Genomic DNA, 20617 nt, shown 5'->3' with positions numbered 1-20617 from the left:
ATCCTATAAAACTGCCCCCTTTAAGGGACCGTAGTATGCTTTCCTGCATCAGGTCTTTAAATTTATTTATAAAAACCTACTTGCATAGAGGCTTCATGTCATAACTCAGCACCCTTTAACAATACTTGAGATGACGAGGCAAAAATCTAGACTGTCTCAATATGCTTACGCAAAACATCGCATGATTGATTGAAGACCTTCATTTCTTCCTCTGTTAAGTTCAATTCAATGATTTCTTCAACGCCATCCTTGCCAATGATTGCTGGTACACTAGTATAAATATCAGTTTGGCCATATTGCCCACTCAATAGTGTACTTACAGGGATAACTTGTTTTTCATCATGGTAAATACAATGAACAAGTCGTGCTAACGCGGACGCAATACCATATTCAGTAGCACCTTTTCCTTTAAATGTAGTCCATCCAGCGTTAACTACTTCTTGTAGAACCGCTTCATGATCCAGAGCAAAGCGTGAATCATGCTGCGCCAATTCTAAGATTGGTTTTCCATTTATCGAAATATGAGACCAAGGAATCATTTGAGAATCTCCATGCTCTCCCATTGTATATCCGATAATCGATTTATGATCGACCCCTGTTTCACGCGCAATTACCTCACGCAGTCTTGCACTATCTAAACATGTTCCCGTACCGATGACACGATGGCTGTCAAAGCCTGACAACTTATAAACGTGACCCGTAATAATATCACAAGGATTTGTAATGTTAATAAAAATTCCATTAAATCCTGATGAAACAACTTCTTCTACAAAACTATTTACTACATTAATAGATTGTTTTAATTCAGATAGACGGTTTTGATCTTGCGTAATGCCGCCTGCACTAATAACAACGATATCACAGTTAGCTAAATCTTTATATTCCCCTGTTTTAATAGTTACTCTGTGAGGAAAATGTGCAACACTATCCACTAAATCTTGTCGTTCTGAAGTTAATTTCTCTTTGTTAATATCTACAAGAATCAGTTCATCTACGATTCCTTGTACTGCAAGACTATAAGCACAATGTGCACCGACATGTCCTACACCAATTATTCCAACACTTCTTACTTTAATTCCCATCATTTCACCCCTATATTCCATATCGAATATTAATTCATTTATATGTATTAATATAACACACTAATAAATAAGGTGAACTCTAAAATTTTTAAAGATTTATTTAATAGGAATCTCAACCATAACCGTAATCTCTAAATCATTTGTTGTACTAATAGAAACGGTACCATTATATTTATGAACAATTTCCTTTATAATGAATAGTCCTTGCCCTCTTGTTTTCCCTTGTTCTACTTTCTTAGTTGAATAACCCTGTTTAAATATTATTTCATCATCAATTATTTTAGGACCTGTATTCATAATCTTAAAAACATACTTTGCTTCATCTGCAATACAATTAATGACAACCTTTCGTTTTTCTTCAGGTAATTCGATCGTTGCCTCAATTGCATTATCAATTAAATTCGATAAAATTTTAATCATGTCTGTTGTTTTTATTTTATCAAATGCATTTTTAGAAATTGATATATCCATATCAATCAGTTGGTTTTCAGCTGCCAGTTTTTTTGCTTGTAATAATATACCTAGTCCAGGATGCTCCACATCTAATTCAATTGATTTAATTACTTCGACTTCTTTTGAAAGTGAAGAGACATATTGTAATGCTTTATTTAATTCGCCAATCATTAAAAGACCATGGATTACCTGTATATGGTTTACAAAGTCATGTCTTAAAGAAGAGACAGATGCTATTAAGGTCTTTATTTCAGTTTGATATGTATCTTCGGTATCCCCTACTTCTTTTGCTACTTCTTTTAGATACCATCTTTGCATAAGGAAAAATGAGGCAATAATGATTAAGATAAAAACACCATTAAATATAAAAATAACAATATTATCTTCTAGCACAGTTCCCTCAATTTCACTAATTCTTTTCGCACTAATATCAATTCCCAAGTAGCCAATAGTTTCCCCTGTTCCATCTTTGATTGGTACTCCAGCTGATAAATAAACGCCGAATTTCGGATCCTCCATTACACCTGTGACATAATGTTTTTCTTCATAATAGGCGCGTTTAAGCAGGGGTTCAGGTACCATACAGGGTTCACCAATTCCAATATCCGTTCTTTCCGGGGGTAATCCCACTATCATCGCTTTCGCTTCTTTTGGACTCTCAAGCTCAAGTGTATAAACATATAAGGCTCCTAATTTTTCCCTCGCATCATTTAAATACCTTCTAATCTCCCAGTAATGATTATTTTGAACTTTGTTATCCAAAAATCTTTTGTAGGCTTCAATATCCATATCTGATGCAATGGCCTTCGCAGCTTCAAGACTTTGACTTCCTATCGATTCGACAACCGTTCTCTTCATATTTACTGATATAGTATAGACACTTAAGCTGGTGAAAAATAGTAATAAAATAGTTGATAAAACTAGAATTAGTTTTATTTTATGACTTTTCATAAAAACGGTACTTCCTTATCAAAATTATTCCTATTAGAATATTACAATCAAACTAGTAATAATGTTTCGTATAAGTATTGTATACTATTTTGCCTTAATTTGCCTTTTATTTAGCTACCATTTAAAAAAAATTAAAAGGACTAAAGGAAGGAATATTCCTTTAGCCTTTCATCTCAATGTTTTGAACAGCTGTCAAATATAACCTAATTCCATGCGCTTCGTTCGCTTACAGTCTTTTCTTTATTAGGCTCGAACTTATTACCGGACTGATCTACAAAATTGTTTACATTTTCTAATGTCGCATCTACTACGAACTCAGAGGCTATCTCTTCATTGTAGTTTTGGGAACGGCTGTTTCGTTTTTCCTTGCCCATTTCAACTCTACAGGCAGCTCCTCTTTCATTAGAAACACAATTTAACCCAGTGTTGTTCTTTTCTACATTTGACATAGCTATCCTCCAATTGATTTGTTTTGAACAGTATAGATAAGCATTTTTTCCTTTTCTATACTATTCAAGTTGTAGTTTATCCATTTTAAATTATTTTATTTTCTACTACTAAAATGCTTCATACTCTAGTAACCTTTTTCATATCCATATTATTTCTTCTATGTAAACTTCTATTTACAATTGCCATTAAGGAATTCCTTAAAAGTAAAATTCATGTAAATTAAATATACTTTAGCTGTTAATCCCCATAAAAAATCCCCCATACCTTTTACAATAACTTCAAAATTCTTAACACCAGTCCATTCAATAAATTTACAATCCGTCTGTACAATTACGTTTGGATATGAAAGTGAGGTGCTTAAGTTGAAAATCGATTTGCATATGCATACAACTTGCTCAGATGGAGAAATGACACCTGGTGAGATATTACAGCTTGGAATTGACCAACAGCTTGAAATTATGTCAATTGCAGATCATGATTCACTGGACGCATATTTTGAACTTGCAAAGAATCCATTGCAAATATCGCCAAAGATGCTTGTAGGAATGGAATTTAATACGGATGGACCAAATGGAGAATTACACATTTTAGGATTTGGCTTGGACCCTACATACCCTGCACTTAAACAATACTGCAAATTTCGTAAAAATGAACGAATAAACTGGAGCAAGTCAATTGTTCAAAAGCTTCAACAATTAGGATTTTCCATCAAGTGGGAAAACTGTTTTCAACGGGCAAAGGGCGGCATTATTGTACGCACCCATATTGCAGATGAGTTAGTAGCTATTGGAGCGTTTCCAACAGCCAAACACGCTTATGAAACATTACTTATTAAAGGCGCCCCAGCTTATATAGAACGTGCAGGAAAAACCTCTAAAGGAGCAATTGATTTAATCCATGAAGCAGGAGGTCTTGCATTTTTAGCCCATCCCGGCATTTACAGCTTCAATTTCGAATTTGAAAATATTTTGAAGGAAGGAATTGATGGCATTGAAGTTTTCTATGCCTTACACAAAAAACAAACGATGAACTATTGGTATGAAGTAGCTAAGCAACATGATTTATATATGAGTGTAGGCAGCGACTTTCATGGATTTACTTCAAAAAACCCTCAAATGATTGGTAGTGTACCTTTTGAAGAAGAAGAATTAATGAAATGGATTCCTCAATTGTTAGAAAAGAAGGTGCAGCAATGAATCTATTCGCATCCTCTACTCTTTTTTGGGGACATTCATTTGAACATATTTGCAAAGTAGTAAAGGCAGAAAATTTAAAGGGAATCGAAATATGGGTAGAGCAATTACAATTTCAGGACTGGAATTTACATGAAATCCAGCACTTATTACATGCCTATCATCTGCAGGCAACAATCCATGCCAACAGTTGGGATTTAAATTTATGCTCTCTCAATGCAGGTATTCGCAATCAATCAATTCGTGAAGTAGAAAATTCCATACGTATCGCAAATAAGCTATGCATCCCTTCTATCACCGTGCATCCAGGAAAATTAACAGTTTACGGTCGTTGGGAACAAAATCATAGAAATATTATGCTTCATACACTTGATGAGCTTACATCTTTAGCAGATAAATACAGTGTAAATATTTCTTTGGAATTGATGGAGCCGGCCTCTAAGGAAATTTATTGTGAAGCGCGGAAAATAAATGATTTAGTAGCTTTTACAGATGACTGTATTCAAACAACATTTGATATTGCTCATATCCCATTTCATTTTTCAATAGCTGACGAACTTAAAACATTACAAAAAGTAGATAAAATTCATGTTAGCGACTCAACAAACACTACTTATCATGTTCCACTCGGAAAAGGAGAGTTGCAGCTAGATTGTTCATTATGGGAGACGATTGACTCTTTAAAAGTACCCGTAGTATTGGAAGGCCTAGATACATCAAAGAATCATGTGTTTTTCTATGATCATTTAGAGTATTTCCAAACAAATTCCCTACTACAACTAAAAGGAGTTACTTAAATGAATTTTTTAGTAACAAATGATGATGGTATTTTTGCTCCAGGTGTAAAAGCATTAGTGGAGGTTCTGGAAAACTTCGGAAAGGTTTTCGTAGTTTGCCCAGATGTTGAAAATAGTGCAATTAGTCATTCGATTACATTGCGAAGGCCAATTTCAGTAACTGAATTAAACCTATTTAATTCAAGCCAAGTTACTTCTTGGAGCATATCAGGAACTCCATCAGATTGTGTAAAATTAGCACTCGAAGTCTTAATTAAAGAGCCAATTGATATTGTCTTTGCAGGTATAAATATGGGTTCAAATATTGGCCGCGATGTATTTTATTCAGGAACCATAAGCGCAGCACTGGAAGCCCAATTATTTAACCTGCCATCTGTTGCACTTTCATTGGATTCATATAACCCACAGGAAACAAACTTTACAAACTGTAAAAAATGGCTTTTTCAATTTTTGCGTGAAATTTTTAAAAAGCCATTAAATAACAAGGTATTGTTAAACGTTAATTTTCCATATGTAGAACTGGACAAGTTTAAAGGATTTAAAATTGCAGATTTAGATTTTTCTATAGAACGGTATAAACATGTCACAATAGACGATTCATTTGGTCAAATTTTTTATTGGCTTAAAGACCGTCGCTCAACCATTGCGAGCGACTATATTGATTATGATTTTATGCTAATCAAACAAGGCTACGCTACGATTACACCTATACAATACAGCTTTACAGCAAACGAACTAATCGAAACCTATAAAAGTCAACTATTTGATAACAAAGGAGCGAATTAAAATGAACTTTAAAAAAATTTGGATGGTGCCGACTTCAGCGGTTCTTGCATTAAGCTTAGCTGCCTGTGGATCTACTGAGACTAGTGAGCAAACGGAAACAGATACAACATCTCCTACTTCTGAAATAGAAGGAACTGTATCCTTCTATACTTCACAGCCAGAAACAGATGCAACTGCGCTAGTAGAAGAGTTTAATAAGCTTTATCCAGATGTAAAAGTTAATACTTTCCGTTCTGGTACAGAGGAAGTAGTCGGAAAAATTCTAGCAGAAAATGAAGCAAAAGATGTACAAGCAGATGTACTTCTAGTAGCAGATGAAGTGACATTCGAAAACTTAAAAAGTCAAGACTTACTAGAAGCATATGAATCACCTGAACTTAAAAATATTCCAGAACAATATGTAGATGAAGATAAAATGTACGTTGGTACGAAAATCATGGCAACAGTTTTAGCCTATAATACAGACCTAGTTGAAGAAGCCCCTACTTCATGGGCAGATTTGACAGATGCAAAAACAAAAGATTTAACAATTATGCCTAGCCCTCTTTACTCTGGTGCCGCTGCGTATAACTTAGGAATTTTTACGCGCACTGATGGTTTAGGATGGGACTTTTATGAAAACTTAAAATCAAATGGTGTAACAGTTGGACAAGGTAATGGAACTGCATTACAAGGGATTCAATCAGGCGACCAAGCTTATGCGATTATTGTGGATTATTTAGTAACCAATGCTAAAAAGGATGGTTCTCCAATTGAGTTGGTTTACCCTCAAGAAGGTGTACCTGTTATAACAGAGCCAATCGCTCTTATGAAAGATGCTGAAGATCCAGAAGCTGCTCAAGCATTTATCGATTTTGTGTTATCTAAAGAAGGTCAAGAATTAGCGGCTAGTCTAGGCTATGCACCAATTCGAACTGATGTGGAAGCTCCAAATGGCCTTAAGAGTGTAAGTGAACTGAATGTCTTAAGTGCAGATGTTTCAGAGCTTTTTACAAATCGTGAAACAGATAAAGAACAATTTAAAACGATGTTTGGGGAGTAAAAAATGACGGGAAATTCATTTAATGATGAAACATTAGATCGCTATAAGTCATTAAATACAAAGAAAAAAAGCAGTGAATGGTTTTCACTGCTTTTTAAGAATAAAAATTTATATTTAAGCTTACTTATCATTCTAATTGTTTTTGTTATTCCAGTTATTCGATTATTTTTGATGAGCTTTCAAGCAAATGATTCCTTTTCGTTTGAAAACTATACGAATATATTAAGTGAAAAATACACATGGACGGTTATAAAAAATACTTGTCTAATCGTAGTTGGATCTACTGTCATATCGCTTATAGTCGGTGTATCTTTAGCTTGGATAATGGCCTATACAAATATCCGGTTAAAAAAATTGATGCAAGTATTTATACTACTCCCTTTTATTATTCCTTCTTATATTGTTACCATTGCTTGGACACAATTTGTTGGCAATATAAAGGCATTTGATATTAACCTTTACTCTATGGGGGGCATTATTTTTGTCCTTGGTATTTCTCACTATCCACTCGTTTATTTATTTACCGTAAACGTGTTGAAAAAAATTCCACGTGAGCTTGAATGGGCTGTAAGAGCTTCTGGAGGCGGACAATTGAAAGCCTTTTGGCACGTTACTGTTCCATTGGCATTACCCGGTATTGTAGGTGGAGGAATGATTGCATTTTTATCAAACTTGGACAACTTTGGAATTCCCGCTTTTTTAGGAATTCCATCTAATATAACGATTTTAAGTACTGCCATTTACCAGGAAGTTATAGGCTTTGGAGAAAATGCATTTTCCCGAGCTGCAACATTTTCTGTTTTACTAGCAGTTTTTGCATTATTTGCAACCGGTATTCAATGGTTTTTATTGCGCAAATCTAAAGTAACAGAAACCGCTGCTGCTGATAATTCTCCACGGTTTTACTTGTGTAAATCACGTCCGTTCGTTGAATTTAGCATTTGGCTGTTTATAGTTGGAGTAAGTATTGTTCCATTATTATCGATGCTAAAAACATCCTTGCTAAAAGTATATGGACTGTCGTTTACACTAGAAAATATTACACTTCATAACTTTAATTATCTTTTATACGATTACGATAAAGTGGCCACTGCACTATTAAATAGTTTAAAACTTGCAGGATTAACCACTCTCATATGTCTTATAATTGGAACGCTTGTCGCCTACTTTAGAATTCGCAAGCCCTCTTTTTTAACAAAGGCGTTAGAAGTTTCAATTAGTATTCCATATACATTGCCAGGAATGGTATTAGCTTTAGCAATGATTTTTACATGGATGCAGCCCATTCCAGGATGGAACCCCGGCATTTACGGTTCCATTTGGATTCTATTAATTGCTTATGTAACACGATTTATGATTTTACAAGTACGTGGCAGTTCTTCAGCATTTACTCAAATTTCAGTAGATTTAGAAGAAGCTGCACATATTTCGGGTGCTAGTACTTGGAGTAAATGGAGATATATTTTACTACCGCTTATTTTACCAAGCGTTTTAAGTGGAAGCATTTTAGTTCTCTTAACGACATTAACAGAACTAACGATTTCTTCTCTCCTTTGGTCATCTGGATCTGAAACAATTGGCGTCATTATTTTCAATTTTGAACAAGCTGGCTATACGACTTACTCGACTGCCTTCTCTGTTATCACACTATTATTTATGGGCATTTTGGCAGCGCTTGTGTACGGCATCATATATATTTGGCAAAGGAGTGTAAGAGCTTCATGAAAACAGAACTTATAGAAATAAAAAAACAATTTGGCACTTTTCAGGCATTAAAAGGAATTAATCTAACGATTGAAGATGGTGAATTTGTTGCAATCGTTGGTCCATCAGGCTGCGGTAAAACGACCTTATTACGTTTACTTGCTGGATTTGAGACCCCAAGTGATGGGCAAATTTTAATGCAGCAAGAAATTGTTGCATCGAAAACTAATGCATTACCTCCTGAGAAGAGAAATATAGGCCTTGTATTTCAATCATTTGCATTATGGCCTCATATGAAAGTTAAAGAACAAGTAATGTTTCCATTGAAGCATCACCGCTTTGTTAGACCGGAGCTTAAGAAAAATAGCGAAGCCCGTGTAACTGAAATGTTAAATATTGTTGGTTTAAGTCATTTAGCTGATCGAATGCCAAGTGAATTATCGGGTGGACAAAAACAGCGCGTTGCCATTGCCCGGGCATTAAGCGCCTCCCCTTCATTGCTTTTAATGGACGAACCGTTGAGCAGTCTAGATGCAAAACTTCGGGTCGAACTTCGCAACGAAATTCAATTAATCCACCAAAAAATAAAAACATCCATTGTATATGTAACTCATGATCAAAGCGAAGCATTAGCAATGGCTGATAAAATAGTTGTTATGAAGGACGGATTAATCGAACAAATTGGAACACCGGAAGAAATTTATTTCTATCCACAAACCGAATTTGTAGCATCGTTTATTAGTAAGGCGAATCTAATTGAAGGCAGCTGGAATGGAGATTATTTCTCCCCTTCCACTTCACCATCTACTCGTTGGTATTACCCGAATGTTGCGGATTCTTTTAAGCAATCCGGAGTTTGTCCTGTTAGACCTGAGCAATTGCAATTATCAAAGGATTCAGATGGACTATGCGGGGAAGTAAAAAATCTATTATTCCAAGGTAGGGAAGTATCTTGTATTGTCAATGTTAATGGGAAAGAAATTCACTTCATTACAGGCATTCACAACTCACTTAAAATTGGGGATCATGTTACTTTGAATGTAACTAATTTATAAAATAGAAAGGTCGGCTAACTATTTTCCAGTTAACCGACCTGTGTTTTTGTTGTTCATCATATATATCCAAATAAAATTTTACTACGTTCCTTCATACCTATCTATAATTTCATTTGCTAAATTGTAAAACGCTTCAAACTGACCATCATACCCCCATTTTTGTTTAAACGTTGCGTGTTGCATTGTGTAGTCTGCAGCACTTGCCATTTGATTATCTTCTTTAAAAACCGAATTGAATACCGGCACTTCAAGTTCCTTTATTAACTTATCCAGCGTATTTTTATGAACCTTTGAATTTTCTTTAAATTTCGTTATAACAATGCCCAATGCTTCAATCTTCATATCCATATTTTTCGCAAACTCATTAACGCGATTTATAATTTGGGGAATGCCATATGTAGAGAGAATGTCAGGGATTGTTGGGATAATATAGCCATTTGCGATGCGGATGCCGTTTAGCGTAATAATGCCCAAATTAGGAGGACAGTCGATTAAAATATAATCATAGTTAAATTTAATGGGTCGAATTGCTTTCTTTAATATTTCAATTGGGTTATTTACGTAAAATGGTCCAGTTGGCATTTTTGCTAGAACATCTTGAACATTAATAAGATCCAAACTTGATGGAATTAAATCTAAATTTTTAACAGATGCAATGTTAGATACGTTTTTTTGGAGTGTTTTTTCTAGTATGAATTTTGTATCGTCAGGCTCTAACACTTCCTCAAAAAGTGTTGCTAATGTATACCCTTGATCATTTAATTTCTTCCAAGCATTTTCTCCAATTAACATTGTTGTTGCATTGGTTTGTGGATCGAGGTCAATGAGTAGGACCTTTTTCTTGAATTCAGAAGTTAACATTTCTGCAAGACCCACAGTTGTAGTCGTTTTCGCTACGCCGCCTTTAAGATTTATTGTCGGTATTACAATTCCCAAACATTACACCCCTCTCACCTTTAGCTTCCCTTTCAATAAAGTATGTATATTATGACCTCAACATTATTAATTAATGAGTTTTTAATGATTTATTCGAAGTCAGTTGCAAAAAGAGACATTTCTCGGGAAATAATTTGGAATATTATATTGGAAATCGTCGAAAAGTGTGGGGTAATATATTAATTCGTTCTACCTGTCATTTCACTCATCTAAAAAACGCCTTCCAACAAACTTATGGAAAGGCGTTCTCTCCCTACTTTTTCGCTCACCAGATCTATTAAAACACTTGAGTCCCTCTACAATAAGTTGCGAGGATTCGATGTTTAAATTCATGATTTTCATATATTGAATCTTTATGTTTTGCATAGCTATTTTGTTTTGTCACGATAAACGGCGCCTCTTCAACGATTGCAAAATCTGCATCAAAACCTACTGCAATTTTACCTTTATTCGTGATTTTAAAACGCTCAGCAGGTGCTTCAGCTGTTAATTTTGCTACAGTCGTTAATGAAAGCTGATATTCTTTAGCTACCTCTAACACCGAAAGAAGTGTAAATTGACCACCGTTAATACCACCCCACGCCTCAAAGAAATTGCGCTTCGATAAATCCTTTAAGTCTGGAGAACATGGAGAATGATCAGAAGTAATAAAATCTATTTTCCCTTCTACAACCAATTCCACCAACTTTCGCTGTACATTTGGAGCACGTAATGGGGGAGCACATTTTGCATAAACACCATGCGACTCAAAAGCTTCATCATTGAATAGTAAATAATGTGCGCACGTTTCAAGCGACACATTAAGCCCTCGATTCTTCGCTTCATTTATAATGTTTACAGCTTCAGGACTGCTAATATGAACAAAATGCAAGGCACATCCTGTGATTTCTGCGTAAGAAAGGGCACGTTGCACCGCTTCTATCTCTGCCGCGATCGGTCGGGATTCACAGTAATCTTTTGGCGTAAGCTTGCCTTGTTCAAGTTTCTTTTGTGAAAGAAAAGATGTCATTTCATCGCTTTCTGCATGCAACGCTAAAATTTTCCCAAGACGGCTAATTTCCTTCATACCTGTAAGCAGCTCCATATTATCTACTGACTGAAAAGGTTCAAATCCGGAGTTTGAAATAAATGCCTTAAAACCTATAACACCACGCTCAGCTAATTGTTCTAATTTATCAATATTTTCGGGAACAAGTCCTCCCCAAAATCGATAATCAATTATTGATTTTTTGGCTGCTAATTCCTCCTTCAATTGCAATGAAGGGATATCGATTGTCGGTGGATTGCTATTAAGCGGCATATCAAAATATAAAGTCGCACCACCCGCTGCAAGCATTCTCGATCCTGTTGCAATCCCTTCCCATTCCACGTTTCCCGGTTCATTAAAATGGACGTGGGCATCAATTGCACCAGGCAGTACAATTTTCCCTTCCAACTCAATAACATGTGCCCCATTATTCTCTATAACAGGAGCGATTTTTACAATGACACCATCCTTTACAGCAACGTCACAAACTGAAACTTGATGAGGTTCAACTATTGTTCCACCCTTCAAGAGCAAATCAATACTCATGTTTACCCCTCCTTAACTGCAACGAAGGATGGTGCCCCGTAGTAGTCTAATGCTGCCTGTACTCCTTCTCCGCGATTTGGTTCAAAACCATTGCGAATTAGTGCTGACTCTAATGCTTGTAAAACTGCAAATACATTTTCTTTCCGACAGCTGTAGCCCATTGTACCAATACGCCAAATCTTCCCTTGTAGCGGTCCGAATGAAGATGCGATTTCCACACCAAATTGTTCTAGCATCATCTTTCGTACATTGTCACTGTCAATTCCCTCTGGAACTACGATGCATGTAACAGTTGGCAGTTTACAAGACTTATCTCCGAAAATTGATAATCCCATTGCTTCTAGCCCTTTTATAAGCGCCGCCTCGTGATAGCTATGTCGTTCAAAACGCTCATTTAATCCTTCTTCTAAAACAATTCTTAATCCTTCGCGAAGTGCATAAAGCATCGACGTTGCCTCAGTATGATGATTCAAACGTCGAGGGCCCCAATAATCCTGTATCATCGCTAAATCAAAGTAGTTGCTTCGAATCATGTTTGTTCTTTTTTGAGTAAATTCTTCAGCCGTAGCAATTCCATATTCTACTTTTTTACGTTTTTGAATGACTGCTTCTATTCGATTATTGTATGTTATTGGTGCCATACCCGAAGGAACGGATAAACATTTTTGAGTACCTCCTACGATTCCATCAATAAACCAATCATCGACCGAGATATTTACGCCGCCAATTGAAGCAACAGCATCAACTATGAGTAATACATCCTGTTCTCGACATACTTTTCCTATTTCGTCTAACGGCTGCATACACCCTGTAGACGTTTCTCCGTGAACAATTGCTACTATTTTCGGCTGCACATCTTTTATTTTATGAATAATATCTTGCTGATCAAACACATGCCCCCATTCACATTCCATAGTGTGAACCTCAGCACCGTAACGTTCGCAAATCTCAACAAGAAGGTGACCGAAACGGCCGAAAATGGGTACCAGCACTTTATCGCCGGGTTCAATGCAGCTCGCTAATAACACTTCATTGCCTGAACGAGATGTTCCATCAATTGGGAAGGCCCATTGATTTTTTGTTTGGAATAATAAACGAAGCATTTCCATTACTTCATTCATGATATTTGTAAACGCTGGATCGAACTGCCCTAAAATTGGTGTACTCATTGCCTGTAAAACACGCGGATCTACTTCTACAGGACCAGGTGTCATGATTGTTCTTGAAGGGGTTTGTAATTGTTTAAATTTCATCCTAGTTCACTCCTTAATAAGCTAATCGATATAAATAATCCATTAAAACTAATACACCATTTTCCAAATGCTCAGGACTTGTATACTCAAGTGGAGAATGACTGATTCCATTCTTGCTCGGTACGAAAAGCAGTGTGGTTGGCAAATGCTGTCCAAAAACTTGGGCATCATGACCTGCACCACTCACCATCGTTGTATATTTCAGCCCTTTTGAAGAAATTTTGTCCCGCATTAATTCGTGTAATGCTGTATCCAATCCAACCGGGGTAATATCCGTCCATTTTTCAACAGATAATTGAATCCCGCTTTTTTCCGCTAATGTACGCACAAGTTGCATGGCCTTGTGGCAATAGTCTTCTAAAACCTCCGATTCATGATGTCGAATATCTAATGTAAATTGGACATTTCCTGCAATCACATTTGGAACATTTGGTTTTACAACAATCTGACCTGTTGTTACACGCAATGATGAGGATGTTGTTTTCGCTAATGCTGTTAGCTTACTTATGGCATTAGCAGCACAAACCATCGCATCTTTTCGCTCTGTCATTGGCGTTGTACCTGCATGGTTACTTTGACCATTTAACGAAATCGTAAATCGTTTTTGACCAACAATATGACTAACCAGGCCAATATCTAACTGATTATTTTCCAGCACTGCACCTTGTTCAATATGAATTTCAAGAAAATGTTTAATATCCGACCGCTTTTTCGAACTGTAAGCGCTTATTGGAAACCCTGCATCTTCCATTGCTTGAATAAATGAAACTCCTTCTTTATCAGTAGTTTCTTCAACTGTTTTTAATGAATAGTCGCCCATCATATTTTTCGACCCCCAATAGGTAAGCGGAAAACGACTCCCCTCCTCCTCACATAGAGACACAACTTCGATTGTTTTTTTTGGCTGACCATTGCTTTCGACTAAACGCTTTACTGCCAGCAAACTAGCAAGAATGCCATAGGCGCCATCATATTTTCCACCTTGTACAACTGTATCAATATGTGATCCAGTCAATATAACTGAGTCTTTTTCTTGTGAACCTTCTATTCTTCCAAATAAATTCCCTACGCTATCAAAATAAACCTGCATTCCACAATCTATCATTTTTTTCTTTAAAGACTGCTGTGCCTGGACCCACTCTTTTGAGTATAGCAATCTGGTCACGCCACCTTCAGTTGTTGCGCCGAACACTGCAAGCCAATCCACCAGCTTTTGAATTTCATTTACATTAATTGTTGCATGGACTTCATTCATAGATGACACCACCTTTTCTGTTAGTTACGGTATAACTATTTTAAAAAAAGCGGTATTGTACTTCATCGGCAATTGTGTTAAAAAATTTCTCAATTTTAGTTAATGTAAACAAAAAGGAATATTTTCCATCGATTTTATGTAAGTTTTTATAACACACTATTTTTTTAGCGTATTTTATGATAGCTTTTATAACATAAAAAGAAAATCGCTAGTACCTTGTTTAGTTCCTAAGCAGTTCACACTTCCATTAAGAAGTCACCTTGTACCTACACAAAAGGAAAACTGAAACCTTAAAGAACTAGGCAAAGTAGCTAGACATTTTACAAAAAGGAGGTTTTCTTGTGAATATTCTACAAATGTTATCCCAGAAGGAATTAGCACCGATCTCTTTAGTTGCTGGTGAGGAGAGTAAATATCGCCAAATTAGTTCTATTACTATGATGGATGCACCAGATATCATCCCGTATTTACGGCAAAATGAGTTAATTATTACGACAGCATATCATTTAAAGAATAATCACAACTTCTTCCAAGAGTTAATTCGTGAAATGGCCGCAACTGGTTGTGCTGGTATCGCCATTAAGAAAAATCGTTTCTTACATGAAATTCCACAAGATATTTTACAACTTGCCAATCAGCTCCATGTCCCTTTTATCGAATTACCTGAGCATCTATCATTAGGTCAAATTAACTTTTTGATGACAGAAAAAATTTTACAAAGCGAAGCGTCCCTTTTAACACATGCGATGGATATTCATCGACAATTCACTCTATTAATTTTAAATGGTCAAGGAATACCAAGACTTGTTCGCCAATTATCCTCTCTTATCGGAAGAGAAGTTCAGTTAATAAGCCCTTTTCTACGTTCAATGTACTCGGCACAACAGCATATTCCGGCATTAAGTACTATTCAAAAAATGGCTAGCAGCGGATTTCAATACCCTATTTCTTCAAATAAGGTCTGGACATTTTCTTTATTGCAAGATCGAGAAGCATACACTTTATATCCAATTAATATTAACACTGAGAAATATTGTTACCTAATGATTAAAGGATTTATTGATGAACAAGACATCATTACTCGCCTAACCATTGATCAGGCAATTAACGTGCTATCTTTTGCCATTATGCAAGAGCAAGCGCTCCAACAACAAAAACGAAATATACGCAATCAACATTTACGCGACTTCTTAGAAAACGAAGGTCATTCATTGATTGTTTTAAAAGCGATGTCACAGGAGCTTGCACTACCATACCAGCAAGGATATCTATGCATCATCGGACATGTAACAACAAAAACACCTTCGTATACATTCCAGCCTAATTTTACGATTGAGCAAATCCATAAATTTTGTGAGGAAGCTCTACAGGCAACACGAATTCCAATTCATTCATTTACATTAAACAACGAGCTAATTTTCCTATATGAACTGCATGATACAAATACTGACTATACATTGTTTTTAACAGAACTCTTTACAGAGCTCGAAGCTTCTATACACCAATATTTCGACTTGCACATGATATTTGGAGTAAGTAATCAAACACACAACTTTTCTGAAATTCAACGTGCTTATAAAGAAGCACAAAGTACAGTTTTAACATTGCGCAGCAGAAATCGTGTCATTTCCTTCTATAAAAAGAAAGAAATAAATGAACTATTACAAATGATTCCACAAACAGATTTGATGAATTATCAGCGAATGGTGTTTAAAGCATTTTCTACACTGCCTGAGGATGAGCAAATGATTTTATTCGAAACATTGAATGAATATTTAGAATGTCATTGCCAAATTTCCGAAACAGCAAAACGCCTATATGTTCATCGTAATACAGTTATTTATCGAATAGAGAAATGCGGCAATTTATTACAGAAGGACTTAAAAGATCCAGAAGTAACCCTCCAGCTCCGATTAGCACTTCGGATTCGCAATCATTTAATTATTGAGCAGCATGCGTAAGCAACAAAAAACATTCAGTTACTTTACCTAAATGTCCTTAAATGAATTAGCCACTTCAACTAAAGACAATTGACTGAATATTTTTTATTATGTGATAAATAATTACATGAACAGTTATATTATCTTGCGAAATTATGGAGGAAATTTTATGAATGAACATATGAGTGCACCTAAAGCTGCCTCTACATTGCAGCAGGAATTATATTAGTGGCGCTTAGATTAATACCTAAATCGCAGCACTTGCCACACTTATTCCAACATCCGTTTTAGGCGGCGCTACTGTTGTTATGTATGGGATGATTATCTCTTCCGGAATTAAAATGTAAAGTACAGTTGATTTTTCTAATCAAAATAACTTATTAGTAGTCACTTGTTCCGTATCACTAGGATTAGGTACTACTGTCATACCAGAATCATTCTCAAGTCTGCCAGGACTAAAAATGTTAGTTGGCGACAGCTTGATTACAGGCAGTATAACTGCAATTTTCTTAAATCTAGTTCTTTCATTTAAAGTTTCTAAGAAAGTGAAAAAAGATAAAATACTAGAGACATCCATGGTCTCTCAAGGAGGCAATTAATAATGGCAGCAACTTTAGAAAAGTTGAATAGTTTTACTGAGGGAGAATTTATTAAAACTTTCGGAGAAATTTTCGAGCATTCTCCTTGGATTGCAAAAAAAGCTTTGACGAACCGTCCGTTTTCGTCAATTGAGGCAGCCTTCTCTACAATGAAACAAATTGTGGAACAAAGCGGAGAAGATGCACAACTTGCACTAATTAAAGAACACCCAGAGCTTGGTAAACGGATTAAAATGAGCGAGTCCTCTGTACGTGAACAGAGTGGCGCAGGACTAGATTCACTTACACTTGAGGAATATGACATTTTTTCAGAATTAAATAATGCCTACATGGAAAAATTTAATTTTCCATTCATTATTGCGGTAGCGGGAAAAGATAAAAATGATATTCTGCTTGCGATGAAGGAACGTCTTTCTTCTACTTTTGAACAAGAGTTCCAAACTGCACTACAACAAATATATAAAATTGCAAAAATACGATACGATGCAATAATTGAAAATCTCGAATAAGGAGGTCTATCCATGCCATCATTGTCTACACATGTTCTCGACTTATATCACGGCACTCCCGCTCAAAATGTACAGATTGATCTATATTTTCAACAAGAAGACGAGTCAAAACAGCTCATAAAAACGGTGATTACTAATGCCGACGGACGTATTGATGAACAGCTTGTGACAAACGAAATTTGGAAACCGGGCACATACGAGCTCGTTTTTTATGTAGAACAATACTTCAAGGAAAAGTCAGTACAGCTCCCTACTCCAAACTTTTTAACAACTATCCCTATCCGTTTTAATATGACAGATACCCCGTCTCATTATCACATACCATTACTCGTTACACCTTGGGGCTACCAAGTATACCGGGGCAGCTAAAAGGGGTCCGTCCAAAAAGTTTTTTGGACGGAATTTTATCAACAATTATTGTATTAACTGCACAAAGAATAAGGCTGTTTAGTTTAGTAAGTGATTACTAACTATGCACAGGAAGTTTAGTAGAATTTTTTGCTTTCTGAACGCCCTTTTATGTGCAACAACCTTCCAATAACCCTTTATACACTAACTCATTATGTAAGATATTCTTCCGTTTACTAATCGATTCATTAGTCAGTTCGCACAAAACATTGTCTTAATTTTAGATGGACCGATGAAGAAAGTTAATTTTCTAAATGTTAAGATAAATCTGTAAATCCATGTAAGAAAAAGTTACATAAAACAAAAGGGAGATGTGATATATGAGTTTAGAGAATTTAAATGAGCAAGTGAGACGGGACCTTTCTTATATTTCGCATATCGGAACTGATTGGGTGAAACCTGTTGTACACACTGAGGGACATGTTTACGACGTTGCAATAGTTGGTGGAGGTCAAAGCGGACTTTGCACTGCCTTTGGATTAAAACGCGAACGTATTACAAACATTACGATATTGGATGAAAATCCGGCTGGCATTGAAGGACCATGGATTACGTATGCACGAATGGTAACATTAAGAACGCCAAAACATCTTCCATCAATTGACTTAGGAATACCTTCCCTTACGTTCCAATCTTGGTGGATTGCTCAGCATGGCCAGGAATCTTGGGATCGTATGGAAAAAGTTCCGCGTGAAGAATGGATGAATTATTTAAAATGGTACCGTGAAGTGCTTGAACTTCCTGTTCAAAATGAGGTAAAAGTTGAATTAATCGAACCAATTGGAGAAAAATTATATCGACTGCACTTATCAGGAAACGGAGCAAAGTCAAATTCCATTTTAACTCGTAAAGTTGTGCTTGCAACCGGGATTCAAGGCGGCGGCGAATGGCATGTGCCGGATATCATTAAAAAGGCTCTCCCTAAATCTCTATATGCACATACTTCAGAAGCAATAGATTTTGAAACACTTAAAGGGAAAAAAGTCGGGATTCTTGGGGGCGGCGCATCCGCATTTGATAACGCGAATTTTGCACTTTCAACGGGTGCAAAAGAGGTCCATACTTTTGTTCGACGCAAAGAAATGGTTAGGATCAACCCAATGCGTATCCTTGAGCAGTCTGGCATTATCGAACGTTATCATACTTTAAACGATGCTGAAAAATATACAGCAATGGCACACTTTTTTAAAATCAATCAACCCCCGACAAATGATACATTTAACCGTGCAAGTTCATCGGAAGGGTTTGAGTTGCACCTTGATTCACCTTGGCTAGAGGTAAAGGAAACAGAAGAAGGTGCTTATGTTCGCACACCACATGAGACCTTTATTTTTGATTATTTAATTATTAGCACAGGTCTTGTTACTGACCCTGCGTTACGCCCAGAATTGAAAGCCGTAGAGCAATACATTACTCGTTGGGGCGACGTTTATAAAGCTAGTCCCGAAATTGCGAATACATTAATTGATGCACACCCTTATTTGTCCCGTGGCTTTGCTTTTGTTCCAAATAGTGAAGAAGGAAAGGCTGCATTATATGGACTATTTGCCTTCAACTACTCAGCATTAATTAGCTGTGGTATATCTGCTTCCGCCCTATCAGGCATCCGCTTTGCGATTCCAAAACTTATTTCAGCAATTGCAGACGAACTGTTCCAAGACGATAAAAAAGAAATTTTAAAAGACTACTATGAATACAATATTATTGAATTTACGGGAAACGCTAAAATCCCTGCAAATTAACAGCCTCTTAGAATCGGGCAGTCCCCCTTCTGGATTGCTCGATTTAAAATACATAGCTAAAAAAGCGACTGATTTTCTATAAAAATCAATCGCCTAGCTGTCTTATATTCAATACTATTAAATTACTTCCTCAATAATTGAGCTTCCCTCTGTTTCTTCAGTATCAAGCCATTTCCAATTTTCATATAACTTGATTCGCCCATCTGGCAAGATTTCAGGTGTAGAAATACATTTTCCGCCTCTAATTTCATTTTTCACATTGACATGGTTATATCTAAATTCTAAGGAACTATCTTCTCTTACAATTCCAATTAAGGTACCCTTTAAAATCTCTCCTCCACTATATGAAGCTGAGATGATATTTCCATCTTGTGTATATTCGAATAAAGTTTTGGAAGATACCTCTCCATTGCTTGTATTTTCAATTGAAATAAATTTACGACCGTTATAATTTATCATTTCATATCCTTCCTTCTACATTTTTAACTAATTATACCATTCGCTAAGAAAATTCATGTCTCTTTCCTCAAATAAATCCATTATGCTGAACAAAAAAAGTATTCTAAAAAAATAATAAACTAGCATTTATTCTGGAGTTTTTAGTAATTAAACTACTGATAGAATCCCTAATTATCCCAATTAATATATAGATTTATTACATTATTAAGTTTCCTAATTAAGTAATAAAATGTATGATATTCCAATTATATTTTATTATTCTCAATTAAATAAATATTTATTAATATATTCTTTTAAAAGGGCTTAATTAATCGAGTAGGAGGGAGTGATTAACTCCCGACCTCTCACACCACCGTACGTACGGTTCCGTATACGGCGGTTCAATTAAGATGAATAACGCAAAGTTTCGTAACGAACTTTCAGACTTTTC

Annotated in this window: 18 protein-coding genes and 2 pseudogenes; 12 read left to right on the top strand and 8 right to left on the bottom strand. The window is 35.9% G+C overall.

Annotated features, from left to right (window positions below; all coding sequences use genetic code 11):
• Positions 1 to 146 precede the first annotated feature (146 nt).
• The 3 genes from EKG35_RS13195 to EKG35_RS13185 all read right to left on the bottom strand — a co-directional run bounded on the left by EKG35_RS13195 (position 147) and on the right by EKG35_RS13185 (position 2935).
• On the bottom strand, positions 147 to 1082 hold the full coding sequence (locus tag EKG35_RS13195) for an L-lactate dehydrogenase (RefSeq protein WP_126294956.1): 936 nt from the start codon (positions 1080 to 1082) through the stop codon (positions 147 to 149).
• A 96-nt stretch (positions 1083 to 1178) separates the two neighbouring features.
• Positions 1179 to 2486: a sensor histidine kinase gene (locus EKG35_RS13190; RefSeq protein WP_126294954.1), complete on the bottom strand. Its 1308-nt coding sequence runs from the start codon at positions 2484 to 2486 to the stop codon at positions 1179 to 1181.
• Between the two features lie 203 nt (positions 2487 to 2689).
• Positions 2690 to 2935: a hypothetical protein gene (locus EKG35_RS13185; protein ID WP_126294953.1), complete on the bottom strand. Its 246-nt coding sequence runs from the start codon at positions 2933 to 2935 to the stop codon at positions 2690 to 2692.
• Between the two features lie 363 nt (positions 2936 to 3298).
• Between EKG35_RS13185 and EKG35_RS13180 the strand changes: the two genes are divergently transcribed.
• Genes EKG35_RS13180 through EKG35_RS13155 form a run of 6 tightly spaced genes read left to right on the top strand, consistent with a single transcriptional unit; the run spans position 3299 to position 9513 of the window.
• A complete protein-coding gene (locus EKG35_RS13180; protein WP_126294951.1) occupies positions 3299 to 4132 on the top strand; it encodes a PHP domain-containing protein in 834 nt (277 codons plus the stop codon).
• Entirely contained in the window at positions 4093 to 4926 is an 834-nt protein-coding gene (locus tag EKG35_RS13175) for a sugar phosphate isomerase/epimerase family protein (protein WP_126294949.1), read from the top strand. Before EKG35_RS13180 ends, EKG35_RS13175 begins: the two co-directional genes overlap by 40 nt.
• A complete protein-coding gene (gene surE, locus EKG35_RS13170; protein WP_126294947.1) occupies positions 4927 to 5712 on the top strand; it encodes a 5'/3'-nucleotidase SurE in 786 nt (261 codons plus the stop codon).
• A gap of 1 nt (position 5713) precedes the next feature.
• Positions 5714 to 6754 (top strand): ABC transporter substrate-binding protein, encoded by a 1041-nt coding sequence (locus EKG35_RS13165; RefSeq protein ID WP_246020365.1) that lies wholly within the window; start codon positions 5714 to 5716, stop codon positions 6752 to 6754.
• A 3-nt stretch (positions 6755 to 6757) separates the two neighbouring features.
• Complete coding sequence (locus EKG35_RS13160) at positions 6758 to 8479, top strand: ABC transporter permease (RefSeq protein ID WP_126294940.1); 1722 nt, start codon at positions 6758 to 6760, stop codon at positions 8477 to 8479.
• Positions 8476 to 9513, top strand: coding sequence for an ABC transporter ATP-binding protein (locus EKG35_RS13155; RefSeq protein ID WP_126294939.1), 1038 nt, complete (start codon positions 8476 to 8478; stop codon positions 9511 to 9513). The genes EKG35_RS13160 and EKG35_RS13155 overlap by 4 nt, the downstream gene beginning before the upstream one ends.
• 81 nt (positions 9514 to 9594) lie before the next feature.
• On the opposite strand, the gene EKG35_RS13150 is transcribed toward EKG35_RS13155, so the two are convergent.
• From EKG35_RS13150 to allC, 4 genes are all read right to left on the bottom strand, one after another.
• Positions 9595 to 10449, bottom strand: coding sequence for a ParA family protein (locus tag EKG35_RS13150; protein WP_126294938.1), 855 nt, complete (start codon positions 10447 to 10449; stop codon positions 9595 to 9597).
• A 277-nt stretch (positions 10450 to 10726) separates the two neighbouring features.
• Complete coding sequence (gene allB / locus EKG35_RS13145; protein ID WP_126294936.1) at positions 10727 to 12022, bottom strand: allantoinase AllB; 1296 nt, start codon at positions 12020 to 12022, stop codon at positions 10727 to 10729.
• Positions 12023 to 12024: 2 nt separating this feature from the next.
• Positions 12025 to 13275: a pyridoxal-phosphate-dependent aminotransferase family protein gene (locus tag EKG35_RS13140; RefSeq protein WP_126294935.1), complete on the bottom strand. Its 1251-nt coding sequence runs from the start codon at positions 13273 to 13275 to the stop codon at positions 12025 to 12027.
• 13 nt (positions 13276 to 13288) lie between these two features.
• On the bottom strand, positions 13289 to 14530 hold the full coding sequence (allC, locus tag EKG35_RS13135; RefSeq protein ID WP_126294933.1) for an allantoate deiminase: 1242 nt from the start codon (positions 14528 to 14530) through the stop codon (positions 13289 to 13291).
• 356 nt (positions 14531 to 14886) lie between these two features.
• Here allC and EKG35_RS13130 point away from each other — a divergent pair.
• The 6 genes and pseudogenes from EKG35_RS13130 to EKG35_RS13110 form a co-directional block, all read left to right on the top strand.
• Positions 14887 to 16113: pseudogene (locus EKG35_RS13130) on the top strand (PucR family transcriptional regulator ligand-binding domain-containing protein); the annotation flags it as partial.
• Positions 16114 to 16281: 168 nt separating this feature from the next.
• Positions 16282 to 16491 (top strand): annotated as a pseudogene (locus EKG35_RS21630) (helix-turn-helix domain-containing protein); the annotation flags it as partial.
• A 230-nt stretch (positions 16492 to 16721) separates the two neighbouring features.
• Positions 16722 to 16817, top strand: coding sequence for a solute carrier family 23 protein (locus EKG35_RS21625; RefSeq protein ID WP_421664544.1), 96 nt, complete (start codon positions 16722 to 16724; stop codon positions 16815 to 16817).
• Positions 16818 to 17071: 254 nt separating this feature from the next.
• Positions 17072 to 17578: a 2-oxo-4-hydroxy-4-carboxy-5-ureidoimidazoline decarboxylase gene (gene uraD, locus EKG35_RS13120; protein WP_126294930.1), complete on the top strand. Its 507-nt coding sequence runs from the start codon at positions 17072 to 17074 to the stop codon at positions 17576 to 17578.
• Positions 17579 to 17590: 12 nt separating this feature from the next.
• Entirely contained in the window at positions 17591 to 17947 is a 357-nt protein-coding gene (gene uraH / locus EKG35_RS13115) for a hydroxyisourate hydrolase (protein ID WP_126294928.1), read from the top strand.
• A 359-nt stretch (positions 17948 to 18306) separates the two neighbouring features.
• On the top strand, positions 18307 to 19728 hold the full coding sequence (locus EKG35_RS13110) for an NAD(P)-binding domain-containing protein (protein ID WP_126294926.1): 1422 nt from the start codon (positions 18307 to 18309) through the stop codon (positions 19726 to 19728).
• 117 nt (positions 19729 to 19845) lie between these two features.
• Here EKG35_RS13110 and EKG35_RS13105 read toward each other — a convergent pair whose 3' ends face one another.
• Positions 19846 to 20187, bottom strand: a complete 342-nt coding sequence (locus EKG35_RS13105) for an avidin-fold protein (protein WP_185807753.1) — start codon at positions 20185 to 20187, stop codon at positions 19846 to 19848.
• Positions 20188 to 20617 lie beyond the last annotated feature (430 nt).

This window comes from Lysinibacillus telephonicus, from assembly GCF_003966145.1.
GTDB lineage: Bacteria > Bacillota > Bacilli > Bacillales_A > Planococcaceae > Ureibacillus > Ureibacillus telephonicus.
The sequence above is the reverse complement of the archived record's forward strand: the minus strand, read 5'-3'. Positions and strand labels throughout refer to the sequence as shown.